Origin of the sequence: Rhizobacter sp. J219, from assembly GCF_024700055.1 — a bacterium.
GTDB lineage: Bacteria > Pseudomonadota > Gammaproteobacteria > Burkholderiales > Burkholderiaceae_C > Rhizobacter.
Genome location: NZ_JAJOND010000001.1, coordinates 4,399,777 through 4,421,068, shown reverse-complemented (window position 1 = coordinate 4,421,068; position 21,292 = coordinate 4,399,777). Strand labels below are relative to the sequence as shown.

Annotated in this window: 20 protein-coding genes and 1 pseudogene; 10 read left to right on the top strand and 11 right to left on the bottom strand. The window is 68.0% G+C overall.

Translation table 11 applies throughout. The features are described from left to right. Positions 1-17: 17 nt before the first annotated feature. Positions 18-863, top strand: coding sequence for a GNAT family N-acetyltransferase (locus LRS03_RS20975; RefSeq protein ID WP_257827883.1), 846 nt, complete (start codon positions 18-20; stop codon positions 861-863). A gap of 4 nt (positions 864-867) precedes the next feature. On the opposite strand, the gene LRS03_RS20970 is transcribed toward LRS03_RS20975, so the two are convergent. From LRS03_RS20970 to LRS03_RS20955, 4 genes are read right to left on the bottom strand one after another with little or no spacing between them, the layout of a single operon-like run. Next, positions 868-1,137, bottom strand: coding sequence for an HPr family phosphocarrier protein (locus tag LRS03_RS20970; RefSeq protein ID WP_201806598.1), 270 nt, complete (start codon positions 1,135-1,137; stop codon positions 868-870). Beyond that, positions 1,106-1,555: a PTS sugar transporter subunit IIA gene (locus LRS03_RS20965; protein ID WP_257827882.1), complete on the bottom strand. Its 450-nt coding sequence runs from the start codon at positions 1,553-1,555 to the stop codon at positions 1,106-1,108. The genes LRS03_RS20970 and LRS03_RS20965 overlap by 32 nt, the downstream gene beginning before the upstream one ends. 19 nt (positions 1,556-1,574) lie before the next feature. Continuing rightward, entirely contained in the window at positions 1,575-2,810 is a 1,236-nt protein-coding gene (locus LRS03_RS20960; protein ID WP_257827881.1) for an MFS transporter, read from the bottom strand. Further along, a complete protein-coding gene (locus tag LRS03_RS20955; RefSeq protein WP_257827880.1) occupies positions 2,807-3,355 on the bottom strand; it encodes a hypothetical protein in 549 nt (182 codons plus the stop codon). Before LRS03_RS20955 ends, LRS03_RS20960 begins: the two co-directional genes overlap by 4 nt. A 37-nt stretch (positions 3,356-3,392) precedes the next feature. Between LRS03_RS20955 and LRS03_RS20950 the strand changes: the two genes are divergently transcribed. Together LRS03_RS20950 and LRS03_RS20945 are read left to right on the top strand one after the other, a co-directional pair. Further along, positions 3,393-4,658 carry a CaiB/BaiF CoA transferase family protein gene (locus LRS03_RS20950; protein ID WP_257827879.1) on the top strand — a complete coding sequence of 422 codons (1,266 nt, stop codon included), beginning with the start codon at positions 3,393-3,395 and terminating at the stop codon, positions 4,656-4,658. 152 nt (positions 4,659-4,810) lie between these two features. Beyond that, a complete protein-coding gene (locus LRS03_RS20945) occupies positions 4,811-5,959 on the top strand; it encodes an ATP-binding protein (protein WP_257827878.1) in 1,149 nt (382 codons plus the stop codon). Between the two features lie 78 nt (positions 5,960-6,037). Here the strand turns inward: LRS03_RS20945 and LRS03_RS20940 are convergent, their stop codons facing one another. Both LRS03_RS20940 and LRS03_RS20935 read right to left on the bottom strand, forming a co-directional pair. Next, positions 6,038-6,727: a DUF4197 domain-containing protein gene (locus LRS03_RS20940; protein WP_257827877.1), complete on the bottom strand. Its 690-nt coding sequence runs from the start codon at positions 6,725-6,727 to the stop codon at positions 6,038-6,040. 22 nt (positions 6,728-6,749) lie between these two features. Then, a complete protein-coding gene (locus tag LRS03_RS20935; RefSeq protein ID WP_257827876.1) occupies positions 6,750-7,670 on the bottom strand; it encodes a LysR family transcriptional regulator in 921 nt (306 codons plus the stop codon). A gap of 126 nt (positions 7,671-7,796) precedes the next feature. Here LRS03_RS20935 and LRS03_RS20930 point away from each other — a divergent pair, with 126 nt between their 5' ends. From LRS03_RS20930 to LRS03_RS20910, 5 genes and pseudogenes are all read left to right on the top strand, one after another. Beyond that, positions 7,797-8,609, top strand: coding sequence for a putative hydro-lyase (locus LRS03_RS20930; RefSeq protein WP_257827875.1), 813 nt, complete (start codon positions 7,797-7,799; stop codon positions 8,607-8,609). A 27-nt stretch (positions 8,610-8,636) separates the two neighbouring features. Further along, on the top strand, positions 8,637-9,599 hold the full coding sequence (locus LRS03_RS20925; RefSeq protein ID WP_257827874.1) for a TRAP transporter substrate-binding protein: 963 nt from the start codon (positions 8,637-8,639) through the stop codon (positions 9,597-9,599). A gap of 7 nt (positions 9,600-9,606) precedes the next feature. Beyond that, positions 9,607-10,194: a TRAP transporter small permease gene (locus LRS03_RS20920; protein ID WP_257827873.1), complete on the top strand. Its 588-nt coding sequence runs from the start codon at positions 9,607-9,609 to the stop codon at positions 10,192-10,194. A gap of 9 nt (positions 10,195-10,203) precedes the next feature. Then, positions 10,204-11,513: pseudogene (locus LRS03_RS20915) on the top strand (TRAP transporter large permease). 28 nt (positions 11,514-11,541) lie between these two features. Continuing rightward, a complete protein-coding gene (locus LRS03_RS20910) occupies positions 11,542-15,189 on the top strand; it encodes a hydantoinase B/oxoprolinase family protein (protein ID WP_257827872.1) in 3,648 nt (1,215 codons plus the stop codon). A gap of 4 nt (positions 15,190-15,193) precedes the next feature. On the opposite strand, the gene lipA is transcribed toward LRS03_RS20910, so the two are convergent. Together lipA and lipB are read right to left on the bottom strand one after the other, a co-directional pair. Then, positions 15,194-16,186: a lipoyl synthase gene (gene lipA / locus LRS03_RS20905; protein WP_257827871.1), complete on the bottom strand. Its 993-nt coding sequence runs from the start codon at positions 16,184-16,186 to the stop codon at positions 15,194-15,196. A 28-nt stretch (positions 16,187-16,214) separates the two neighbouring features. Continuing rightward, positions 16,215-16,868 (bottom strand): lipoyl(octanoyl) transferase LipB, encoded by a 654-nt coding sequence (gene lipB / locus LRS03_RS20900; RefSeq protein ID WP_257829621.1) that lies wholly within the window; start codon positions 16,866-16,868, stop codon positions 16,215-16,217. Positions 16,869-17,054: 186 nt separating this feature from the next. Here lipB and LRS03_RS20895 point away from each other — a divergent pair, with 186 nt between their 5' ends. After that, positions 17,055-18,596, top strand: coding sequence for a DUF4331 domain-containing protein (locus LRS03_RS20895; RefSeq protein ID WP_257827870.1), 1,542 nt, complete (start codon positions 17,055-17,057; stop codon positions 18,594-18,596). 14 nt (positions 18,597-18,610) lie between these two features. Then, entirely contained in the window at positions 18,611-18,865 is a 255-nt protein-coding gene (locus tag LRS03_RS20890; RefSeq protein ID WP_257827869.1) for a hypothetical protein, read from the top strand. 7 nt (positions 18,866-18,872) lie between these two features. On the opposite strand, the gene LRS03_RS20885 is transcribed toward LRS03_RS20890, so the two are convergent. The 3 genes from LRS03_RS20885 to LRS03_RS20875 are packed head-to-tail and all read right to left on the bottom strand — an operon-like array spanning position 18,873 to position 21,248. Next, positions 18,873-20,072, bottom strand: coding sequence for an iron-containing alcohol dehydrogenase (locus LRS03_RS20885; RefSeq protein WP_257827868.1), 1,200 nt, complete (start codon positions 20,070-20,072; stop codon positions 18,873-18,875). Then, positions 20,069-20,344: a YbeD family protein gene (locus tag LRS03_RS20880; protein WP_257827867.1), complete on the bottom strand. Its 276-nt coding sequence runs from the start codon at positions 20,342-20,344 to the stop codon at positions 20,069-20,071. The genes LRS03_RS20885 and LRS03_RS20880 overlap by 4 nt, the downstream gene beginning before the upstream one ends. 13 nt (positions 20,345-20,357) lie before the next feature. Further along, positions 20,358-21,248 (bottom strand): D-amino acid aminotransferase, encoded by an 891-nt coding sequence (locus LRS03_RS20875; protein ID WP_257827866.1) that lies wholly within the window; start codon positions 21,246-21,248, stop codon positions 20,358-20,360. Positions 21,249-21,292: the final 44 nt, after the last annotated feature.

Below are 21,292 nucleotides of genomic sequence, written 5' to 3'. Positions count from 1 at the left end.
ACCAGGAGCGACTCACCATGCGTGACCTTCCCTTGCCGACCTTGCCGATCTCGGCCCTGCGCACCGACGCGCCACGGAGGTCACTTCACCCACGCTCGGACGCTGCCCACCCTGCCAGCGCTCACGCGCCTCGGTTTGAAGTGGTTTGGGCACGCGATGAGCGTGAAATCCGCGAAGCGCAGCGCCTGAGGCACCTGGTCTTCGCCGAAGAGATGGGCGCACGCCTGAGCGTGCCCGCCGGCTCCCCGGAAGGCCACGACATCGACATGTTCGACCCCTTCTGCGAACACCTGCTGGTGCGCGCTCCGGGCGAAAACGGCCGAGCTGGCCAGGTGATCGGAACCTACCGTGTGATGACGCCGGAATCGGCCCGCCGTGTGGGCGGCCTGTACAGCGAAACCGAATTCGACCTCACCCGCCTGCGCCCGCTGCGCTCGAAGATGGTCGAGCTGGGCCGCTCCTGCGTTCACCCGGCCTGGCGCTCGGGCGGCGCGATCATGGCGTTGTGGGGGGCGCTGGCCGAATTCATGGTGCGAAACAAGCTGGACACCATGATCGGCTGCGCCAGCGTCAGCATGCGCGATGGCGGCCACTACGCCGCAAGCCTCTGGGAGCAACTGCGCCACACGCACATGGCGCCGATCGAGCTTCAGGTCACGCCGCGCCTGCCGCTACCCGTCAATGACCTGCAGCACAACCTGGATGTGGAAGCACCGGCGCTCATCAAGGGCTACCTGCGCTGCGGTGCGAAGGTGCTGGGCGCTCCCGCGTGGGACCCGGACTTCAACACCGCCGACCTGCCGATGCTCATGCGCATCGAGGACCTGCCCGCCCGCTATCGCAAGCACTTCCTCGGCGCTTGAACCGTCACTCGCCTTCGCCGAACTTGTCGTTGATGAGGGCGCAGAGCGCGTCCATCGCGGCCTGCTCGTCGGGGCCGGAGGTTTCAATCTCGACCTCGGCGCCGAGCCCAGCCGCCAACATCATCACGCCCATGATGCTCTTGGCATTCACCCGGCGGGCATTGCGGGTCATGAAGACATCGGATTGAAAGCTGCCCGCGAGCTTGGTGAGCTTGGCCGACGCGCGGGCGTGCAGGCCCAGCTTATTGCTGATGCTGATGTTTGCTTTGATCATTGGCACCCGGTTTGTAGGCTTGGTTCTGCGGCTTGGACGTGGCCACCTGCATCACACCCTGAGTGGCACCGGCCACCGCCCGCGCCACCACCGCATCGAGCGGCTCGTCGGCGTAGCAGAGCGAGCGCCACAGCATCGGCACGTTGACGCCGGCGATCACCTTCACATGCAAGCCGTCGGCCAGACGCTGGGCCACGTTGCAGGGCGTGGCACCGAAGACGTCGGTGAAGATCACCGCATCGGGCTCGCTCAGCTCCGCCAGCAGCTCGCGCGCCCGGGCTTCGATCTCTTCGACCGACTGGTCGGGCAGCACGTCGAGCGCTTTGAGGCGCCCACCGCAATCGGGAAAGGTGTGCTGAGCCACGGCCTTCAGCGAAGTCGCGAGGGGCGCATGGGCAATGATCAGCAGGCCGGGCATGGGGGAATTATGAGAGGGTTCACTTGGCCGTCACGGCAGCCGTGACGGCCAGCGCGGGTTCGCGTCGCCACAAAAACCACACATAGGAAAGACTGCAGCACACCGCCAGTAACGCAAATGCCCCCTGGAAGGCCGACACCGTGCTCCAACCCGCAGCCACCAGGCCGTCGACGACCGCGCCCATGCTCCACTGCAGCGCAAACACGCCGGCAAAGATCGCCAGGTTGTACGCCGACAGCGCTCGCCCCGCCAGCGCAGCGGGAAATGCCTGGCCGATGGCGGGCTGCGAGAGCGACACGAAGGTGCTGGTGACGCAGAAGAGCCCCCACACCCAGACCGTCGCCTCCGGCCCGAGCACCACGCCGAGCACCAGCACGATCACCGGCAACGGCATGCCACGGGCGATGAGCGCATGGGCGGTCCAGCCGTGGGCGTAGAGGCGAGGCACCACGAAGCCCCAAGCCATGAAGGCGAGCAGCATCGCCACGTTGATGGCGAAGAGGCCGGCCGCCGTTTCCTCGGGCGTCCAGCCGCAGACGCGGGTCAGCCAGGGCCCGATCCAGAGCGACTGCAGGGCCACCAGGCCGCCGTACTGGAAAAAGGCCATCGGCAGGTAGCGCACGAAGACCGGGTGGCGAAAGACCTCCCCATAACCCCCCACGGCAGCGGGCAGAGGCTCCTCCTCGAGCCGATCGGGCGGCACCGCGCGAAGGATCAACACGATCACCAACACGAACAGCACGGCGAGGCCCCAGAAAAGGCCGCGCCAGCCGACCACCGGCAACAACCACTGCACCGGCAGGGTCGACGCGATCAGCCCCAGCGACCCCGTCATCAACATCCACGAATTGGCACGCATCTGCGCCGTTGGCCCGAAGGTGCGGCGAAAGCTCGTCATCGGCGCCATCAGGCAGGCACTCACGCCCACGCCGATCAGCGCCCGCGCGACCGTGAGCGCGAGAAAGCTCTCGGCCAGCGCAAATGCGCTGCAGCCCACCACAGCCACCGCCAGGAACACCAACAACACCCGCTTGGGGCCGTAGCGGTCGAGCGCACTGCCAAGCGGCAGCTGCATGGCCGCAAAGCCGAGGAAATACGCCCCCGCCAGCAGTCCCAGCTCGCTCGCGCTGAGCTGCAGTTCGGCACTGAAGGCGGGCGCCAGCGTGGCCACCACCCCGCGCACCAGCGCCGAGGGGAAATAGGCGAAGGCGAAGCTCAGGAACACCAGCGCCGCCGTGCGCCTGGACAGGCTCATCGCAGCTTCAACCCGTCAAAGAAGGTCGCCAGCGCTTCGGCATCGACAGCCTTGCCCATCACGGTGGCCTGGTAGACGCGCGTCCCGCGCGCGAAGAAGCCGCTTTCCAGCACCACCTCATCACCGGCGGGCAAACGCCCCTGGACTCGCACCCGCTCGGCCTGCGGGTTGGGTGACATGCCGGCCAGGCGCATCTCGCCGATCACCGTCGGCGTGCCCTTCAGGTTGCTGGCGTTCGCGCTGCGCAGGTCTTGCAGAGCCTGTGTCACCTTCGCCGGGTCGGCCATATCGGCAAAGGCCAGCGCCCAGGTGGCGTCGCCCGCGCGGCAGGCCACGAGCACCATGCGCACACGCGCGCCCGCCAGGCTCACCATGCGAGCGTCGGTGGTCGGTTTGCAGGGAAACATCGCGATGGCGTCGCTGTCGTCGGGTTTGATCTCTCGCCAGTCGAGCGACGGCGCACACCCCAGCAAGCCCAACCAGATCGGGCACAAGGACAGCGCCCATGCGGCACCGCGGCCGCGCAGATAGTGAGACAACAGCATCGGGGCATTATCAGACGGGGTGAATGACAATCTTTGGATGAGCACCACCCCTCAGACACCCCCCTCGACAGCCGCCCTGCCGCTGGCCGGCATCCGCGTTCTCGACCTCTCGCGCGTGCTCGCCGGACCCTGGTGCACGCAAACGCTCGCCGACCTCGGCGCCGACGTCATCAAGATCGAACGCCCGATGAATAACGGCAGCGGCGGCGACGACACCCGCGGCTGGGGCCCGCCCTTCCTGAAGGACCGCGACGGCGCCGACACCGCCGAGGCCGCCTATTACCTCGGCACCAACCGCAACAAGCGCTCGGTCACGGTCGACATCGCCACCGCCGAGGGCCAGACGCTGATCCGCCAGATGGCGGCGCAGTGCGACGTCTTCATCGAAAACTTCAAGGTGGGCGACATGGCCCGCTACGGGCTCGATGCCGACAGCCTGCGCACGCTCTACCCGCGCCTCGTCTACTGCTCGGTCACCGGCTTCGGCCAGACCGGCCCCTACCGCGAACGTGCCGGCTACGACTACGCCATCCAGGGCATGGGTGGCCTGATGAGCGTGACCGGCGAACGCGACGACCTCCCCGGCGGCGGCCCGCAGAAGGTGGGCGTGGCGGTGGCCGACCTCTTCACCGGCATGTACGCGACGGTGGCCATCCTCGCCGCACTGCGCCACCGTGACGCGACCGGTGAGGGCCAGGTGGTCGACATGGCCTTGCTCGACACCCAGGTGGCGATGCTCGCCAACCTCGGCGCCAACTACCTGACGACCGGCATCGCGCCCCGCCGCATCGGCAACGCGCACCAGAACATCGTCCCGTATCAGGTGTTCGAGACGGCCGACGGCCACCTGATCCTCGCCGTCGGCAACGACAGCCAGTTCGCCAAGTTCTGCGAGGTGGCCGGCCGGCCCGACCTCGCGCAGGACCCGCGCTTCATGAAGAACGCCGACCGGGTGCGCCACCGCGCGGCGCTCGTGCCGCAGCTGGCAGAGATCCTCAAGACCCGCCAGAAGCACGACTGGCTCAGCGCCCTGGAGGCGGCCAAGGTGCCCTGCGGCGCCATCAACGATCTTGGCGAAGTGTTCGCTGACCCTCACGTGCAGTCCCGTGGCATGACGGTGACGATGCCACACCCGCTGACCGACACCCTGCGCTTGGTGGCCAGCCCGATGAAGCTGTCGGCCACGCCGGTGCAGTACCGCCGCCCGCCGCCGCTGCTGGGCGAGCACACCGACGAGGTGCTGGAGGAGCTGGGCATTGGCGAGGCCGAGCGGGCCCGGCTGCGCCAGAGCGGCGCGCTCTGAACCCGGCGGCTTCCCCGCCCTCCCCGCAAAGACAGGCCCCCTCGCTCCGGGGGAGCGCCGGTCTTCTTTTGTCACAAGCTGCCCAAGTCCAGTGACACTTCGACTGTCAACTTTTTGCCACGTAGTGACAAAAACTGTAAGTCGAGGCTCCCATGGACATGACCGAACTCAACCGCGCTCCAGATGCGGCCGCCCCCCTCACCCCCGAGGACGCGAGCGCCGTCGAGCACGACCATTGGCGTGAGGTGGTGGGCGAGATGAGCGCCGAGATCGCCGGGCCGCTCACCGCAGCCCTGGAGCGCGTGCAGACACTCGCCAGCACCGGCCGCATCGACCGCTCCAGTCTGCGGGCGCTGGGTGAAGAGATCCAGCGCGCACGCCAGATCAGCATGTCAGGGCAGCAGATCGCCCGCCTCGCGTCCGGCCGCCTGCGTCAGACGCCCGAACGCCTGGCGCTGACCGACACGCTGAAAGACGTGCTGACCCAGCGCAACCGCGAGACCCAGGCCCGCGGCATCCACATCAAGCAGGTGCTGCGCCCCGCCGAGGTGGTGGTCGACGCCTCGCTGCTGTTCAGCCTGCTCAACACGCTGCTGAGCTGGGCCATGGAACACGCCCGCTCGAACATCGACTTCCGCATCGACATCAAGACCTGGCCTACCCACGCCCGCCTGGCGACGCGCTTTGCCATCAGCCCGCCCGATCAGCCGGCTGCAACCGACGGCCGCTCACCCCTGGGCCAGCTCGACTCCATGACCTGGCGCCTGGTCGAGCAGACCGCCTGGACCATGGGCCTGCCGATCGAGCGCCAGCTCGAAGGCCACGACGTGCAGGTCACGATCGAATTCCCGCGCACCATCAGCGAAGAGCTCGAAGGCATGAGCGCCATCGAACTCGACCAGGGCTTCTCGCCGTCCCTGCAAAGCAAGCCGCTGGTGGGCAGCCAGGTGCTGGTGGTGGCCTCGCGGCGCGACGTGCGGGTGCAGATCCGCGACGCCATCCGCAACATGGGCCTCATCGTCGACTTCGTCAACTCGGTCGACGAGGCGCGCGACTTCTGCCGCGGCGGCCTGCCGCACGCGATCGTCATCGAGTCGGTGCTGCGCGGCGACCGCTTCAACGAGTTGCGCAACGAGATCAACGCCGAAGGCGCCGAGGTGGTGTTCATCGAGATCATCGAAGAGGGCAACACCTTCGAGATCTCGGGCTTCGGCGGCCTCAGCATGGCGCGTGTGGGGCGCGACGCGATCCTGACCTCGCTGCCCTCGGCGCTGATGTTCGAGCTGGCGAAGACCGTCTGATAGCGCCCCCCAGTCGCTTCGCTCCTGCCCCCGAGGGGCGCCGTCCGGCTCGGGGCGGCCCGGCGCCGGACCGTCCGGCTACTTCAGGCTCCCGAAGACTTTCTTGAGGATCGCGCTGCCGGTGCCCACCGGGTCGGCGCGGATCTTCTTCTCTTCCTCGCCGATCATCAGATAAAGGCCATCGAGCGCCTTGCCGGTCACGTAGGACTGGATGTTGGCGTTCTCCTCCTTGAGCAGCCCGAAGCTGGCCGCCTTCGACGCCACCGCGTTGTAACGCGTCGCGAGCTTCACCTTCTCCGTCGCCCGTTGCACGATGGGCAGGAACTTCACGCCCAACGGCTCTCGGGTCTTGGTCGCGAAGAACTGCGTCACGGCGTTGTCGCCGCCGGTCAACAACTGCTTGGCGTCTTCGACGCTCATCGCCTTCACCGCATTCACGAGCAAGGCTTTCGCTTCGGGCACGGCGGCTTCGGCGGCGCGGTTCATCGAGACTTCCAGTTCCTCGATGCGCTTGCGCTGGCCCGTGGCTTTCAGGAAGCCCGCCACGTCCTGCAGGAAGTCGGGCAGGGGAATGCGCACCTTGGGGTTGCCGAGAAAACCGTCCGTCTTGCCCAGCAGGCCGACCGCCACCACAGCGCCGCGTTCGAGCGCGGCGCGGATGCCGGCCGTCGCATCGGTCTCCGACAACCAGCTGGCCTGTGCCGGCACCCACACGGCGTGGCCCGCGACCACGGCACCGGCCGCCTTCATCAGTTCTCTGCGCTTCATGGAGGGCTCCTGCTTGAAACTTCTACTTCGCTGATCTTCCCACCACGCGGGCGTGCTTGGCCTCGTTGGCAAAAGCCAATGCCGCATCGACCACCGCCTCGATCTGACGCGACTGCGGGTCGGGCCGGAAGCTGGCAAACACCGGCAGCGGCAGCAGCTCATGTTCGCAACCCAGGATCTTCAGGGCCCGGTTCGGCCGCAGGCGTTCCGCGGCGGCACGCGGCAGGGTTGCGATGCCGAAGCCGGCCTCCACCAGCTGCGTCATTGCCGAGATCGACGAGATGGTGTGCACCCTCGGCGGCGCGATCTCGTCGCGGCGGAAGAGGTCCATCAGCGCCACATGCGGCTGCGAGCCGCGCTGGAAGGTCAGCAGGTCGTGCTGCGCCAGCTGCTCCAGGCTGTAACGCGAGCGCTTGTGCACCGTCGGGTTGCCGACGAAGGCCATCTCCATCGACGCCAGCGTGCGCACCCGCACGCCCTCGTGCGACGCGGGCGCGGCGGCGAACACGAGATCGAGCGTGCCGCGGCGCACCAGCTCCTGCAGCATCGGCGTGGTTTCCACCGACAGCTCCAGCTCCAGCATCGGCAGGTCGGCACGCAGCTTCTCGATCCAGGGCATCAGCCACGAGTGCAGCACCGACTCGATGCTGCCGATGCGCAGCAGGACGGGCGCGGCGGCCGTGAACCCACCCGAGCCCATCTCTTCCTTCAGCTCGCGCTGCAGCGCCAGCAACTTCTCGGCGTAGTGCAGGAAACGCGTGCCGGCGACGGTGAGCTTGAACTGCTTGTCGCGTCGGTCGAGCAGCATGGTGCCCAGCTCCTCTTCCAGCCCGGCGACGCGGCTCGACATCGCCGACTGGGTGATCGACAGTTTTTCGGCGGCACGCGACACGCTCTTCAGCGTGGCCACCCAGTAGAAGGCTTCGACAAAGCGCAGGTTCATGGTTTGAGCTCCTGGTGCACATCATCGAAAAAATCGATGAGGCCAGCAAGAAAAATCTCGTTTGCCGAGCACCGGTCCGATCGAAACAATGACTCGTCATCGCAAGACGTTCCCGGAGAAGTTCACGTGACCGAGTCGCCCAGCACGCCCGAGTGCACCCCCGCCCGCACCGGCGCCGACGCCCGCCTCGCCGCACGCAGCGGCCGCCTCGACCGGCACACCTCCGGGCAGGCGATGGGCCATGTGCAGGGCAACGTGGTGATCCTGCCGGCAGCGCTCGCGACCGACTTCATGCGCTTCTGCCAACGCAACCCAAAGCCCTGCCCGCTGCTCGCGGTGTCGGAGCCCGGCGACCCATCGCTGCCCACCCTGGGCAAGGGCATCGACATCCGCACCGACCTGCCGCGCTACCGCGTCTGGCGCGACGGTGAACTCAGCACCGAGCCCACCGACATCCGCGCGCTCTGGCAAGACGACTTCGTCACCTTCGTGATCGGCTGCTCGTTCTCGTTCGAAGAGGCGCTCATGGCCGAGGGCATCACGCTTCGCCACATCGAGCAGCAGCGCAACGTGGCGATGTACCGCACGAACGTCGCCACCGAAGCGGCCGGCCCGTTCAGCGGCCCGATGGTGGTGTCGATGCGGCCGATGAATGCAGCCGATGCGATCCGTGCGGTGCAGATCACCTCGCGCCTGCCGTCGGTGCACGGCGCGCCGGTGCACATCGGGGAGCCGGCGCAGATCGGCATCGCCGACCTGTCCAAGCCCGACTACGGCGACGCGGTCGAAGTGCGCCCAGGCGAGCTGCCCGTCTTTTGGGCCTGCGGGGTCACGCCCCAGGCCGCGCTCGTCCACGCCAGGGTGCCGATCGCCATCACGCATGCACCGGGCGCCATGCTCGTCACCGACCTGCTGAACCGGCAGCTTGCCGCCTTCTGATCACTCAACCCACCAGGAGATCTGCACATGAAACACCTTGCCAGCATGGCGATGGCTCTGGCCTTCATCAGCACGGCCCACGCGCAAACCAAATGGGACCTGCCTTCGGGCTACGGCGGCAATACCTTCCAGGTGCAGAACCTGGAGTGGTTCGCGCAGGAAGTCGACAAGGCGACCGGCGGCAAGCTCAAGATCACAGTGCACGCCAACGCCTCGCTCTTCAAAGCCAACGAGATCAAGCGCGCGGTGCAGTCGGGCCAGACGCAGATCGGCGAATTCATCCTCTCCAGCGCCTCGAACGAGAACCCGCTCTTCGGCGTGGACTCCATCCCTTTCCTCGCCACCAACTACAGCGACGCGAAGAAGCTCGAACAGGCCGCACAGCCCGCGCTGCAGAAGCTGCTCGCCGGCCAGGGCCTGAAGCTGCTCTACACCGTGCCCTGGCCCGGGCAATCGCTCTACAGCCGCAAGCCAGTCGCGACACTCGCCGACCTCAAGGGCACGAAGATGCGTGCGTACAACCCGGCCACCTCGCGCATCGCCGAGCTGGTGGGCGCGCAGCCCATCACCATCCAGCTCGCCGAACTGCCGGCCGCGCTGGCGACCGGCGCGGTCGACAACTTCCTCACCAGCAGCGCGAGCGGCGTCGACAGCAAGCTCTATGAGCAGGTGAAGTACTTCTACGACGTCAACGCCTGGCTGCCGCGCAACGCGGTGGTGGTGAACCAGAAGGCCTTCGATGCGCTCGACAAGGCGACCCAGGCGGCCGTGTCCGCCGTGGCCGCGCAGGCCGGCGAACGCGGCTGGAAGATGAGCGACGAGAAGGACGACGGCTACCTGAAGGAGCTGCAGGCCAAGGGCATGACGATCGACCGTACCAGCGTCGCGCTCAAGCGCGAGTTGAAGTCGGTGGGCGATCGCATGGCGGCCGACTGGGTCAAGGCCGCCGGTGCCGACGGCCAGGCCGTGATCGACGCCTACCGCAAGTGAGCCCACCATGAGCACCGTGATGCCCGCCATCCCGGCCCTGCCGAGGGCCAGCGCCGGCCGGTGGCGCAAGCTGCTGGACGCCACTTACCTCGGCGCCGGCGCGCTGGGCGCCGCGGCCGTGCTCGCAATCGCGGTGCTGATGATCTGGCAGACCGTGATGCGGATCGTCGGCCACTCGACCGGCGCCGCCAACGACATCGTCGCGTGGCTGGCCGCCGCGGCGGCCTTCCTCACGATGGCGCACGCGTTCAAGCACGGCGACTTCGTGCGGGTTACCGTGCTGATCGACCGCCTGTCCGACGCCCACCGTCGCCGCTTCGAGATCGCCTCGCTCTCGCTCGGCGTCGTGGCCACCGGATACCTCACCTGGTGGGCCTGCGAGGCCACCCTGGAGAGCTGGCGCTTCAACGACATCGCGCAGGGGCTGCTGCCGCTGCCGATGTGGATCCCGCAATCGAGCTTCGTGGTGGGCGCCCTGCTGCTGCTCGTCGCGGTGGTCGACGAGCTGGTGCTGGTGTGCCGCGGCGAAGAGCCGACCTATACCCGTCTTGCCCGCGAGCGTCATGCCGCGGGTGACTATTCCTCCGACATCTGAGAGGTCGCCATGGATCCGTTGATTGCAGCCCTCGTGCTGCTGGTGGTGATGCTCGCCCTGCTGGCAGGCGGTTTCTGGATCGCGATGACGCTGGCCGCCTGCGGCTGGGTCGGCCAGGCCCTCTTCACCAGCACGACCCCCGGCAAGAACCTCTTCTCCGCCTTCTGGGAGAGCAACGCAAGCTGGGGCTCGCCGCGCTGCCGCTCTTCATCTGGATGGGCGAGATCCTCTTCCGCACGAAGCTGTCGGAGCAGATGTTCAGCGGCCTGAGTCCCTGGCTCGGGCGTGTGCCAGGGCGCCTGCTGCACACGACCGTGCTCGGCTGCGGCATCTTCGGCTCGGTGTCGGGCTCGTCGGCCGCCACCTGCGCCACCATCAGCAAGGTGGCGCTGCCTGAACTGAAGAAGCGCGGCTACGACGAACGCATCGCGCTCGGCTCGCTGGCCACCGCCGGCACGCTGGGCATCCTGATCCCGCCGTCGATCACGATGGTGGTCTATGCGGTGGCCGCCGATGCATCGATCATCCGCGTCTTCCTCGCCGGCTTCCTGCCCGGGCTGCTGCTGATGCTGCTCTTCTCGGGCTACATCGCGATCTGGAGCACCAAGAACCGCGACCGCATGCCCGCCGCCGAGCCGGCGACGAGCTTTGCCGAGAAGCTGCGCCAGTCGCGCCATCTCATCCCGTGCGCGCTGCTGATCGTCTTCGTCGGCTGGGCCCTGATCTCGGGCATCGCCACCGCGACCGAATGCGCGGCCTACGGCGCGATGGGCTCGCTCATCCTGGCCGCGGCCAGCCGCTCGCTCACCTGGGCGAACTTCCGCGACAGCCTGATGGGCGCGGCCCGCACGAGCTGCATGATCGCCTTCGTGCTCGCCGGTGCGGCGTTCCTCTCGAAGACCATGGCCTTCACCGGTATCCCGCGTGAGCTGGCCGAGTGGGTCAATGCGATGAACCTGCCGCCAGCCGGCCTGATCGCGATCCTGGTCGCCGTCTACCTGGTGCTCGGCACCGCGCTCGACGGCATCAGCATGATCGTGCTCACCGCGGCGATCGTGCTGCCGATGGTGCAGAAGGCCGGCTTCGACCTGGTGTGGTTCGGCATCTTCGTCGTGCTGCTGGTCGAGATCGCCGAAGTCACGCCCCCGGTCGGCTTCAACCTCTTCGTGCTGCAGAACATGACCGGCAAGGACAGCAACATCATCGCCCGCGCGGCCTTGCCATTCTTCGGCTGTCTGGTGGTGTGTATCGTGCTCATCACCGCCTTCCCCCAGATCGTCACCGCTTTGCCGGATGCCGTGATGGGCGTACAACGCTGAACAGGCGTACCACTTCAACTCGAACACCATGACCACGACACGCTGGCAGTTCTGGATCGACCGAGGCGGCACCTTCACCGACGTGGTGGGCCGCGCCCCCAACGGTGCTTTGCACACGCTCAAGATGCTCTCCGAGAACCCGGAGCAATACGCCGACGCCGCCGTCGAAGGCATCCGCCGCCTGCTCGGCCTGCAGGCCGGCGAGCTGATCACCCCCGAGCGGGTGGAGTGCGTGAAGATGGGCACGACGGTGGCCACCAACGCCCTGCTCGAGCGCAAGGGCGACCGCACGCTGCTCGTCACCACCAAGGGCTTCCGCGACGCGCTGCGCATCGCGCTGCAGGCGCGGCCCAAGCTCTTCGAGCGCCACATCGTGCTGCCCGAACTGCTCTACGAGCGTGTGATCGAGGCCGACGAGCGTGTCGGCGCACACGGCAACGAAGTGCAAGCGCTTGACAAGGCCGCCTTGCAGGCGCAACTGCAGCAGGCCTATGCCGACGGCCTGCGCGCCTGCGCCATCGTCTTCATGCATGGCTACCGCTATTGCGCCCACGAGGAAGTGGCCGAAGCGCTGGCGCGCGAAGCCGGCTTCACGCAGATCTCGGTGTCGCACAAGGTCAGCCCCTTGATGAAGCTCGTGTCGCGCGGCGACACCACGGTGGTCGACGCCTACCTCTCGCCGATCCTGCGCCGCTACGTCGACCAGGTGGCGCGTCAGATGCCGGGCGTGCGGCTCTTCTTCATGCAGAGTTCGGGCGGCTTGACCGAAGCCCAACGCTTCCAGGGCAAGGACGCCATCCTCTCCGGCCCAGCCGGCGGCATCGTCGGCATGGTGCGCACCGCGGTCGACGGCGGGCACGGCAAGGTGATCGGCTTCGACATGGGCGGCACCTCCACCGACGTGAGCCACTACGCGGGCGAGTTCGAGCGTGCCTTCGAGACGCAAGTGGCCGGTGTGCGCATGCGCGCGCCGATGATGAGCATCCACACCGTGGCGGCGGGAGGCGGCTCGATCATCAGCTTCGACGGTGCGCGGCTGCGTGTCGGCCCCGAATCGGCGGGCGCCAACCCCGGCCCGGCGAGCTACCGCCGCGGCGGGCCGCTCGCCACCACCGATGCGAACGTGATGCTGGGCAAGATCCAGCCGGCGCATTTCCCCAAGGTGTTCGGCCCGCAGGCCGACGCCTCGCTGGACCGCGACGTCGTCGTCCAGCGCTTCGCCAAGATGGCCCGCGAGATGAGCGAGGCCAGCGGCCGGCGCCTCACGCCGGAAGAAGTGGCCAGCGGCGCCCTGCAGATCGCCGTGGCCAACATGGCGAACGCGATCAAGCGCATCTCGGTCGCCCGCGGCTACGACGTCACCGGCTACACGCTGCAGTGCTTCGGCGGTGCCGGCGGGCAGCACGCCTGCGCGGTGGCCGATGCGCTGGGCATGACCCGTGTCTTCGCCCACCCGCTGGCCGGCGTGCTGTCGGCCTACGGCATGGGCCTGGCCGACCAGATTGCGATGCGCGAACGTTCGGTCGAGCAAGACCTCGACGACACCGGCCTGCAGGCCGCCCGCCACACCGCGGGCGAACTGGCCCGCCAGGCCCGCGACGAACTGGCGCAGCAGGGCGTGGACGACACCACCGTGCACACCATCGCGCGCCTGCAGGTGCGCTATGCCGGCACCGACACCGCGTTGAGCTGCCTGCTGCCGGGTGAGCTGCCGTCGGTGCAGGCCATCGCGGCGGTGCGCGAGGAATTCGAGCGCGCCTACCAGCAGCGCTTCGCCTTCCTGATGCCCGACCGCAAGCTTGTCATCGAGGCGGTGGCGGTGGAGGCCGTGGCACCCGGCGAGCGCCCACCGGCCGCGCAGGGCATGTCGATGGAGACCTCGCACACGCCCGCACCGGTGGCCCAGGTGCAGATGTACTGCCAGGCCGACGACGCCCCGGCCGGCTGGCGCAGCGCGGCGCTGCACGTGCGCGAAGCGCTCAATCCCGGCGCCACCATCGATGGCCCGGCCATCATCGCCGAGAAGAATGCGACGACCGTGGTCGAGCCCGGCTGGCAGGCGCGCCTGACCGCCGGCGAGAGCCTGGAGCTTCGGCGCATCAAGCCGCGCCCGAGTGCCCATGCGGTGGGCACCACCGCCGACCCGGTGATGCTGGAGGTGTTCAACAACCTCTTCATGAACATCGCCGAGCAGATGGGCCTGCGCCTGCAGAACACTGCCTACTCGGTGAACATCAAGGAGCGGCTCGACTTCTCGTGCGCCTTGTTCGACGCCAGCGGCAGCCTGATCGCCAACGCACCGCACATGCCGGTGCACCTGGGCTCGATGAGCGAGTCCATCCGCACGGTGATCGAGCACAACCCCGGCATGCGCCCGGGCGACGTCTACGTGCTCAACAACCCCTACAACGGCGGCACGCACCTGCCCGACATCACCGTCGTGACACCGGTGTACCTGGAGGCGAAGGACACGAAGCCCTCGTTCTACGTCGCCTCGCGCGGCCACCATGCCGACATCGGCGGCACGACACCCGGCTCGATGCCGCCCTTCTCGACCACCATCGAGGAAGAAGGCGTGCTGATCGACAACTTCAAGTTGGTGGCCGAAGGCCGGCTGCGCGAAAAGGAGTTGCTGGAGTTGCTCGGCTCGGGCCGCTACCCCTCGCGCAACCCGCAGCAGAACCTCGCCGATCTGCGCGCGCAGATCGCCGCCAACGAGAAGGGCGTGCAGGAACTACGTGCGATGGTGGCGCAGTACGGCCGCGAGACGGTGGCTGCCTACATGGCCCACGTGCAGAACAACGCCGAGGAATCGGTGCGGCGCGTGATCACCGCACTGCGCGATGGTGAATTCACGCTGCCGCTCGACAACGGCGCGGTGATCCGCGTGAAGGTGAGCGTGAACGCCAAGGCGCGCAGTGCGAAGGTCGACTTCACCGGCACCAGCGCGCAGCTCGCCAACAACTTCAACGCGCCGCGCTCGATCACGATGGCGGCGGTGCTGTATGTCTTCCGCACGCTGGTCGACGACGAGATCCCGCTCAATGCCGGCTGCCTCAAGCCCATCGAGGTGGTCGTGCCCGAGGGTTGCATGCTCAACCCGCGCCACCCGGCCGCGGTGGTGGCCGGCAACGTCGAGACCTCGATGTGCGTGACGAATGCGCTCTACGGCGCGCTCGGCGTGATGGCCGCGAGCCAATGCACGATGAACAATTTCACCTTCGGCAACGACACCTACCAGTACTACGAGACCATCTCCGGCGGCTCGGGTGCCGGGCCGGGCTTCGCGGGCACGAGCGTCGTGCAGACCCACATGACCAACTCGCGACTCACCGACCCCGAGGTGCTGGAGTTCCGCTACCCGGTGCGGCTCGACAGCTACGAGATCCGTGCGAACTCGGGCGGGGCCGGCCAGTGGGTGGGCGGCAACGGCGGCGTGCGGCGCGTGCGCTTCCTCGAGCCGATGACGGCGTCGATCCTCAGCAACGGGAGAGAGCATCCGGCCTTCGGCATGGCGGGTGGCGCGCCCGGCTCGCTCGGAGCCAACCGCGTGGAGCGTGCCGATGGCCGCATCGAGGCCCTGCCGCACATCGGCCAGGCCGAGATGCAGCCGGGCGACGTGTTCGTGATCGAGACGCCGGGCGGCGGCGGCTACGGCGAGCCGCTGAAGGCCTGAGGGCTCAGGCCGGGATCTCGACCCCGGCCTGATGCGCCTGCTGGTCGGCGTGGTAGGACGAGCGCACCAGCGCCCCGATGGCCGCGTGCGTGAAGCCCATCTTGCGGGCCTCTTCCTCGTACATCTTGAAGGTGTCGGGGTGCACGTAGCGGCGCACCGGCAAGTGGTGGCCTGAAGGTGCGAGGTACTGGCCGATGGTGAGCATGTCGATGTCGTGCTCGCGCATGTCGCGCATCACCTGCAGGATCTCTTCATCCGTCTCGCCGAGGCCGACCATGATGCCGCTCTTGGTCGGCACGTGCGGCGCGAATTCCTTGAAGCGCTTGAGCAGATTGAGCGAGTAGGCGTAGTCGGAGCCCGGGCGCGCTTCCTTGTAGAGGCGCGGCGCGGTCTCGAGGTTGTGGTTCATCACATCGGGCGGCGCGGCCTTCAGGATCTCGAGCGCGCGGTCCATGCGGCCGCGGAAGTCGGGCGTGAGGATCTCGATGCGGGTCTTGGGCGACAGCTCGCGCACCCGCTGGATGCATTCGACGAAATGGGCGGCGCCCCCATCGCGCAGGTCGTCGCGGTCGACACTCGTGATCACCACGTAGTTGAGCTTGAGCGCGGCAATCGTCTTCGCGAGGTTGAGCGGCTCGTCCTTGTCGAGCGGGTCGGGCCGGCCGTGGCCCACGTCGCAGAAGGGGCAACGGCGCGTGCACTTGTCGCCCATGATCATGAAGGTCGCGGTGCCACCACCGAAGCATTCGCCGATGTTGGGGCACGAGGCTTCTTCGCACACCGTGTGCAGCTTGTGCTCGCGCAGGATCTTCTTGATCTCGTAGAAGCGCGTGTTGTGCGAGCCCGCCTTGACGCGGATCCAGTCGGGCTTCTTGAGCTGCTCGGCCGGCACGATCTTGATCGGGATGCGCGCGGTCTTGGCCTGCGACTTCTGCTTGGCGGTGGCGTCGTAAGAAGCCGCGTCTTGGGCGGTGTGAACGACCTTGTCGGTGGACATGGGGGTATCGCTTTCGAGGGTGAGCCGGTCAGCTCAGGTGGGCCGCGAGCTTGTCACCAAGTCGCTCGGCCACGGTGTTCCAGTCGGTGCGGACGCCCAGTGTAGCGAGGTCGACCGTCGCGAGCCCCGCGTATCCGCAGGGGTTGATGCGCGAAAAGGGCGACAAATCCATGGCCACATTGAGTGCGACGCCGTGGTACGTGCAGTGCCGGCTCACCTTGATGCCGAGCGCCGCGACCTTGCCCAAGCCTTCGAACGGTCGTGCACTCGGGCCGGTCAACGCGGCATGGCCGAAGGGGTCGGCCAGGTTCACGTAGATGCCGGGTGCACCGGCCACGCGGTGGCCGGTGATGCCATAGCTCTCCAGCGTCTTCAGCACGCAATGCTCGAGCCGGTAGACGTATTCCTTGACGAAGATGCCGAGGCGCTTGAGGTCGATCAGCGGATAGGCCACCACCTGGCCGGGGCCGTGGTAGGTGACCTGGCCACCGCGGTTGGTCTGCACCACCGGCACGTCGCCCGGCACGAGCACGTGCTCGGCCTTGCCGGCAATGCCCTGCGTGTAGACGGGATCGTGTTCGCACAGCCAGATCTCGTCGGGTGTGTCGGGGGCGCGCGCCTCGGTGAAGCTACGCATCTCGTCGACGGTTGCCACGTAGTCCACACGGCCGCGCAGGCGCACGACGGGCCCGCTGGTCGCATGGCCGCGGAGTAGGTCGGAGTCGGGAACGATTTCTGACACCCCCGGATTGTCGGGGGTCCGCACAAAACATGTCGGGGCGGGCTGGATTCCCGTGCATCCATCACGGATCGGCGCGCGTAACGCATGCCATCCGGTGATCTTGCCGGGTGCCATCAGGAGACCCACATGCGACTCTCATTCTTCAAGACCGCGCCACTCGCCGCCGCCGCCGTGCTGGCGGTCTGCGGTATCGGCGCCACCCACGCCTCCAGCCACCGCGAAGCGCCGTTCATCACCACCTCGCCCAAGGTGGACGGCACCGACTTCTACATGTTCCGCAGCTACGAGACCGGCCGCAGCGCCTACACCACGCTGATCGCCAACTACGTGCCGCTGCAGGACGCCTACGGCGGCCCCAACTACTTCTCGATGGACCCGAACGCGCTGTACGAGATCCACGTCGACAACGACGGCGATGCGCGCGAAGACATCACCTTCCAGTTCCGCTTCCGCAACGCGCTGCGCGACACCACCGGCAAAACACTCCCCGTCGGCGGCGAAGACGTGGCGATCCCGCTGATCCAGTTCGGCCAGGTCAGCAACGTGCAGGACGCCAACCTCAACCTGCGCGAAAGCTTCACGCTCACCGTCGTGCGCGGCGACCGCCGCCGCGGCAGCGCGCAGGCCGTGACCAATGCCGCCAACGGCGCCACCACCTTCGACAAGCCGGTCGACAACATCGGCGCGAAGACCATCCCCGACTACACCACGTACGCGGGTCGCCACGTCTACACGATCAACATCCCGGGCTGCAGCACGCCGGGCAAGGTGTTCGTCGGCCAGCGCAAGGACCCGTTCGCAGTCAACCTGGGCACCATCTTCGACCTGGTGAACGCGCCGGTGAACGTGATCACCGATCGCCAGTTCGCCAACGCCGCGCCCAACACCATCGACGACAAGAACATCACCTCGCTCGCGCTCGAAGTGCCCACCGCCTGCCTCACGCAAGGCAACGAGCCGGTGATCGGCGGCTGGACGACCGCGAGCCTGCGCCAGGCCCGCCTGCTCGACCCCACGCCGCGCGCCGGCCACCAGACCACCGAGAAGACCGGCGGCGCCTGGACGCAGGTGTCGCGCCTGGGCATGCCGCTCGTCAACGAGGTGGTGATCGGCCTCAAGGACAAGGACCGCTTCAACAGCGCCAAGCCGGTCAACGACGGCCAGTTCCTCACCTACGTGACCAAGCCCACGCTGCCCAAGCTGCTGGAGATCGCGCTCGGCCTGCCCAACATCGCGCCGACCAACTACCCGCGCACCGACCTCGTCACCACCTTCCTCACCGGCATTGCCGGCGTGAACCAGCCGCGCAACGCGGTGGCCTCGGAGATGCTGCGCCTGAACACGACGACACCCCCGGTGCCGCTGGCCCAGCAGAACACGCTGGGCGTGGTGGGCAACATCCTCGCGGGCGGCAACGACATGGCGGGCTACCCCAACGGGCGCCGCCCGAACGACGACGTGGTCGACATCTCGCTGATCGCGGTGATGGGCGGCCTGTGCATGGCCAACGGCGACACCAACGCGCTCGGCTTCGGCGCGGCTTGCCGTCCGTCGGCCGTGCCGCTCGGGGCCACCGCGTTCCAGCTGCACGACGCGGTCGACCAGTCGCGAGCGACGCTGCTGCCCGGCTTCCCCTACCTTGCGACGCCCATCGGCGGCACGCAGTGACGAGGAGACCCATCATGCGCAAGACACGACTTCATGGATGGGCCTGGGCCCTGGTGGCCGGCACGCTGATGAGCGCCTGCGGCGGTGGCGGGGGTGACGACACGCCGCCACCATTGACCGAGGTGCCCGACACGGCGCTCGCCTCGCCGACCGCCTTCACCCAGTTCGCCCGTGGCCTGGGATCGGTCGACAACGCCGAGCCGCTGACCCTCGGGAGGCTGGAAGTGGCGCCGACGAGCGAGACCGACGAACCGGCGTCGCTCGACTAGCGACACGTCACGCGACCGGCGTGAGCCCTTCCCAGGCGAGGTCGAGGATCTCTCGCACCTCGGCCTCGCTGCGGATGGGCCTCGGGTTCGCTCGCACCGGCGGGTAGGCCAGCGAACGGCGCGCGATCTCGTCGAGGTTCTCTCGCTTGAGGCCCAGCGACCGCAACGAGGTCGGCAAGCCGAGGCCTCGCACCAGCGCCGCGATCGCATCGGCGGCGGTCGGCAAAGGGCTCTGCATCGCCTGCAGCAACGCCGCCTGGCGGTCGGCATTCACAGGTTCGTTGAAGCGCAACACCGGCGCCAGCATCACGCACGAGGTTTCGCCGTGGGGGATGTCGAAGCCGGCACCGAGCGCGTAGCCGATGCCATGGCTGGCCCCGGTGCCACCGCCGGTCGACGAACCCCACATCGCCTGCCACATGCCGAGCTGGGCCTCGCCACGAGCGGCGAGCGACGACGGGTCGCGGTGGACGGCGGGCAGCGCACGCGCCAGCAGCCGCAGCCCTTCGAGGGCGTGCATCGAGGCCATCGCGTGACCGCGTGGCGCGCAGTGGCTTTCCACCGCATGGTCGACCGCGCGGATGCCGGTCGCGAGCAGCAACGGCAGCGGCGTGTGCAGCGTGGCACGCGGGTCCAGCACCGCGACCTGGGGCACCAGCAGCGCATGGCCGAAGCCCTGCTTGGCGCGGGTGGCGGTGTCGGTCACGCCGGCGCGCGAGGTGAAGTCGGCGGCCGAGAGCGTGGTCGACACCGACAGCATGCGGATGGAATTCGCAGGCGCCTCGATCGGCCGCGCGGCCGTGCCTTCGGCGAGAAAAGGCGCCATCGCGTCGGGTGTGTCCAGGCCGTGCCACAGGCAGGCGAGCACCGCTTTCGTCCCGTCGATCGACGAGCCGCCGCCCACGGCAACCAGCAGATCGGCACGCGCTGAACACGCCGCATTCGCCGCCGCGATCACGTCTTCGCGCGGGCTGTGGGCGCGCATCGTGGTGAAGGCGCCGACGCAGCGCTCGCCGAGCGCGCGTTGCACCTGCTGCAGCGGGCCGTCGTCCAGCCGGGCGAGCGAAGCACTGCTGACGAGGAACACCCGCTTCGCACCCAGCCGCTGCGATTCGGCCGCGATGGCCTCGCCCGCCGGTTCGCCGAAGACGATGCGCTCCTGCGACTGGATCTTGTAGACCCCGCGCAGCAACGCGCCGTCGCTCACAAGACCACCTTGACCATCGGGTGCGTGGTGAGAGTGCGATACAGCTCGTCGAGCTGCTCGCGGCTGGTGGCGGTGATGGTGATGGTCACGCCGAGGTACTTGCCGCCGCTGCTCGGGCGTGTCTCGACCGTGGCGGCGTCGAACGCCGGGTCGAAATTCTTGGCCACCACGGTGACGGCGTGCACGAAGCCGTCGACGTTCTCGCCCATCACCTTGATGGGGAACTGCGACGGGTACTCGATCAAGGACTCTTCGGGGGGGATGTGTTTCATGAAGACGGTGCGTTCACAACGATTGCATGCGCTTGGCACGCTGGTAGGCCTCGTAGAGACGGGCATATGTGGGCCCCGGCTTGCCACGCAAGGCCCCATGGCCGACCGCATGGCCATCGATCTGCGTCACGGGCAGCACTTCCTTTCCGGCCGAGCTGAGCATCACCTCGTCAGCGGCCAGCAGGTCCGCCTCGGCGATCGGGCGCAGGTTGAAGGCGATGCCCTCCTCCTCGCACAGCTCGCGGATCAATTCGTAGCGGATGCCTTCCAGCACGTGCTCGCTCTTCGGGGGCCCGAGCACCGCACCTTCGTGCACCACCCACACGTTGCTGGCCGACGCTTCGGTGAGGAAGCCGTCGCGCAGCAGGATGGTCTCGGCCGCCCCGTGGTCGGCCGACATCTGCCGCGCCAGCACATTGCCGAGCAGCGAGATGGATTTGAGGTCGCCACGCTCCCAGCGGAAGTCGCGCGCCGTCACGCAGGCCACACCCCGGTGGCGCTCTTCGGCGCTCGGCTGCACCAGCGGGTTGCTCATCATGAAGACGGTGGGCTCCACGTCGACCGGCATGACGTGGTGGCGAGGCGCGACGCCACGGGTCACCTGCAGGTAGACGGCCTGGTCGTCGCTCGCCTGTTGCGCCACCAGCTCGCGGCACAGCTCCAGCCAGCGCACGGCGGTGTACGGGTTGGCGATGCGCACCTTGGCCAGGCCACGGCCGAGGCGCTCCATGTGCTCTTCGAAGCGGAAGAAGCGCCGCCCGTACACCGGCAGCACCTCGTAGATGCCGTCACCGAACAGGAAACCGCGGTCGAGCACCGAGACGCGGGCGTCGCGCAAGGGCAGGAACTCGCCGTTCAGATAGCACAGGCTGTCCGAAAGCTCGCGGGGAACTGCAGCGGCCATGGTGCCTCCTTTCGACAAACAGGCGGGCTGGGCCGGGGCGGTCA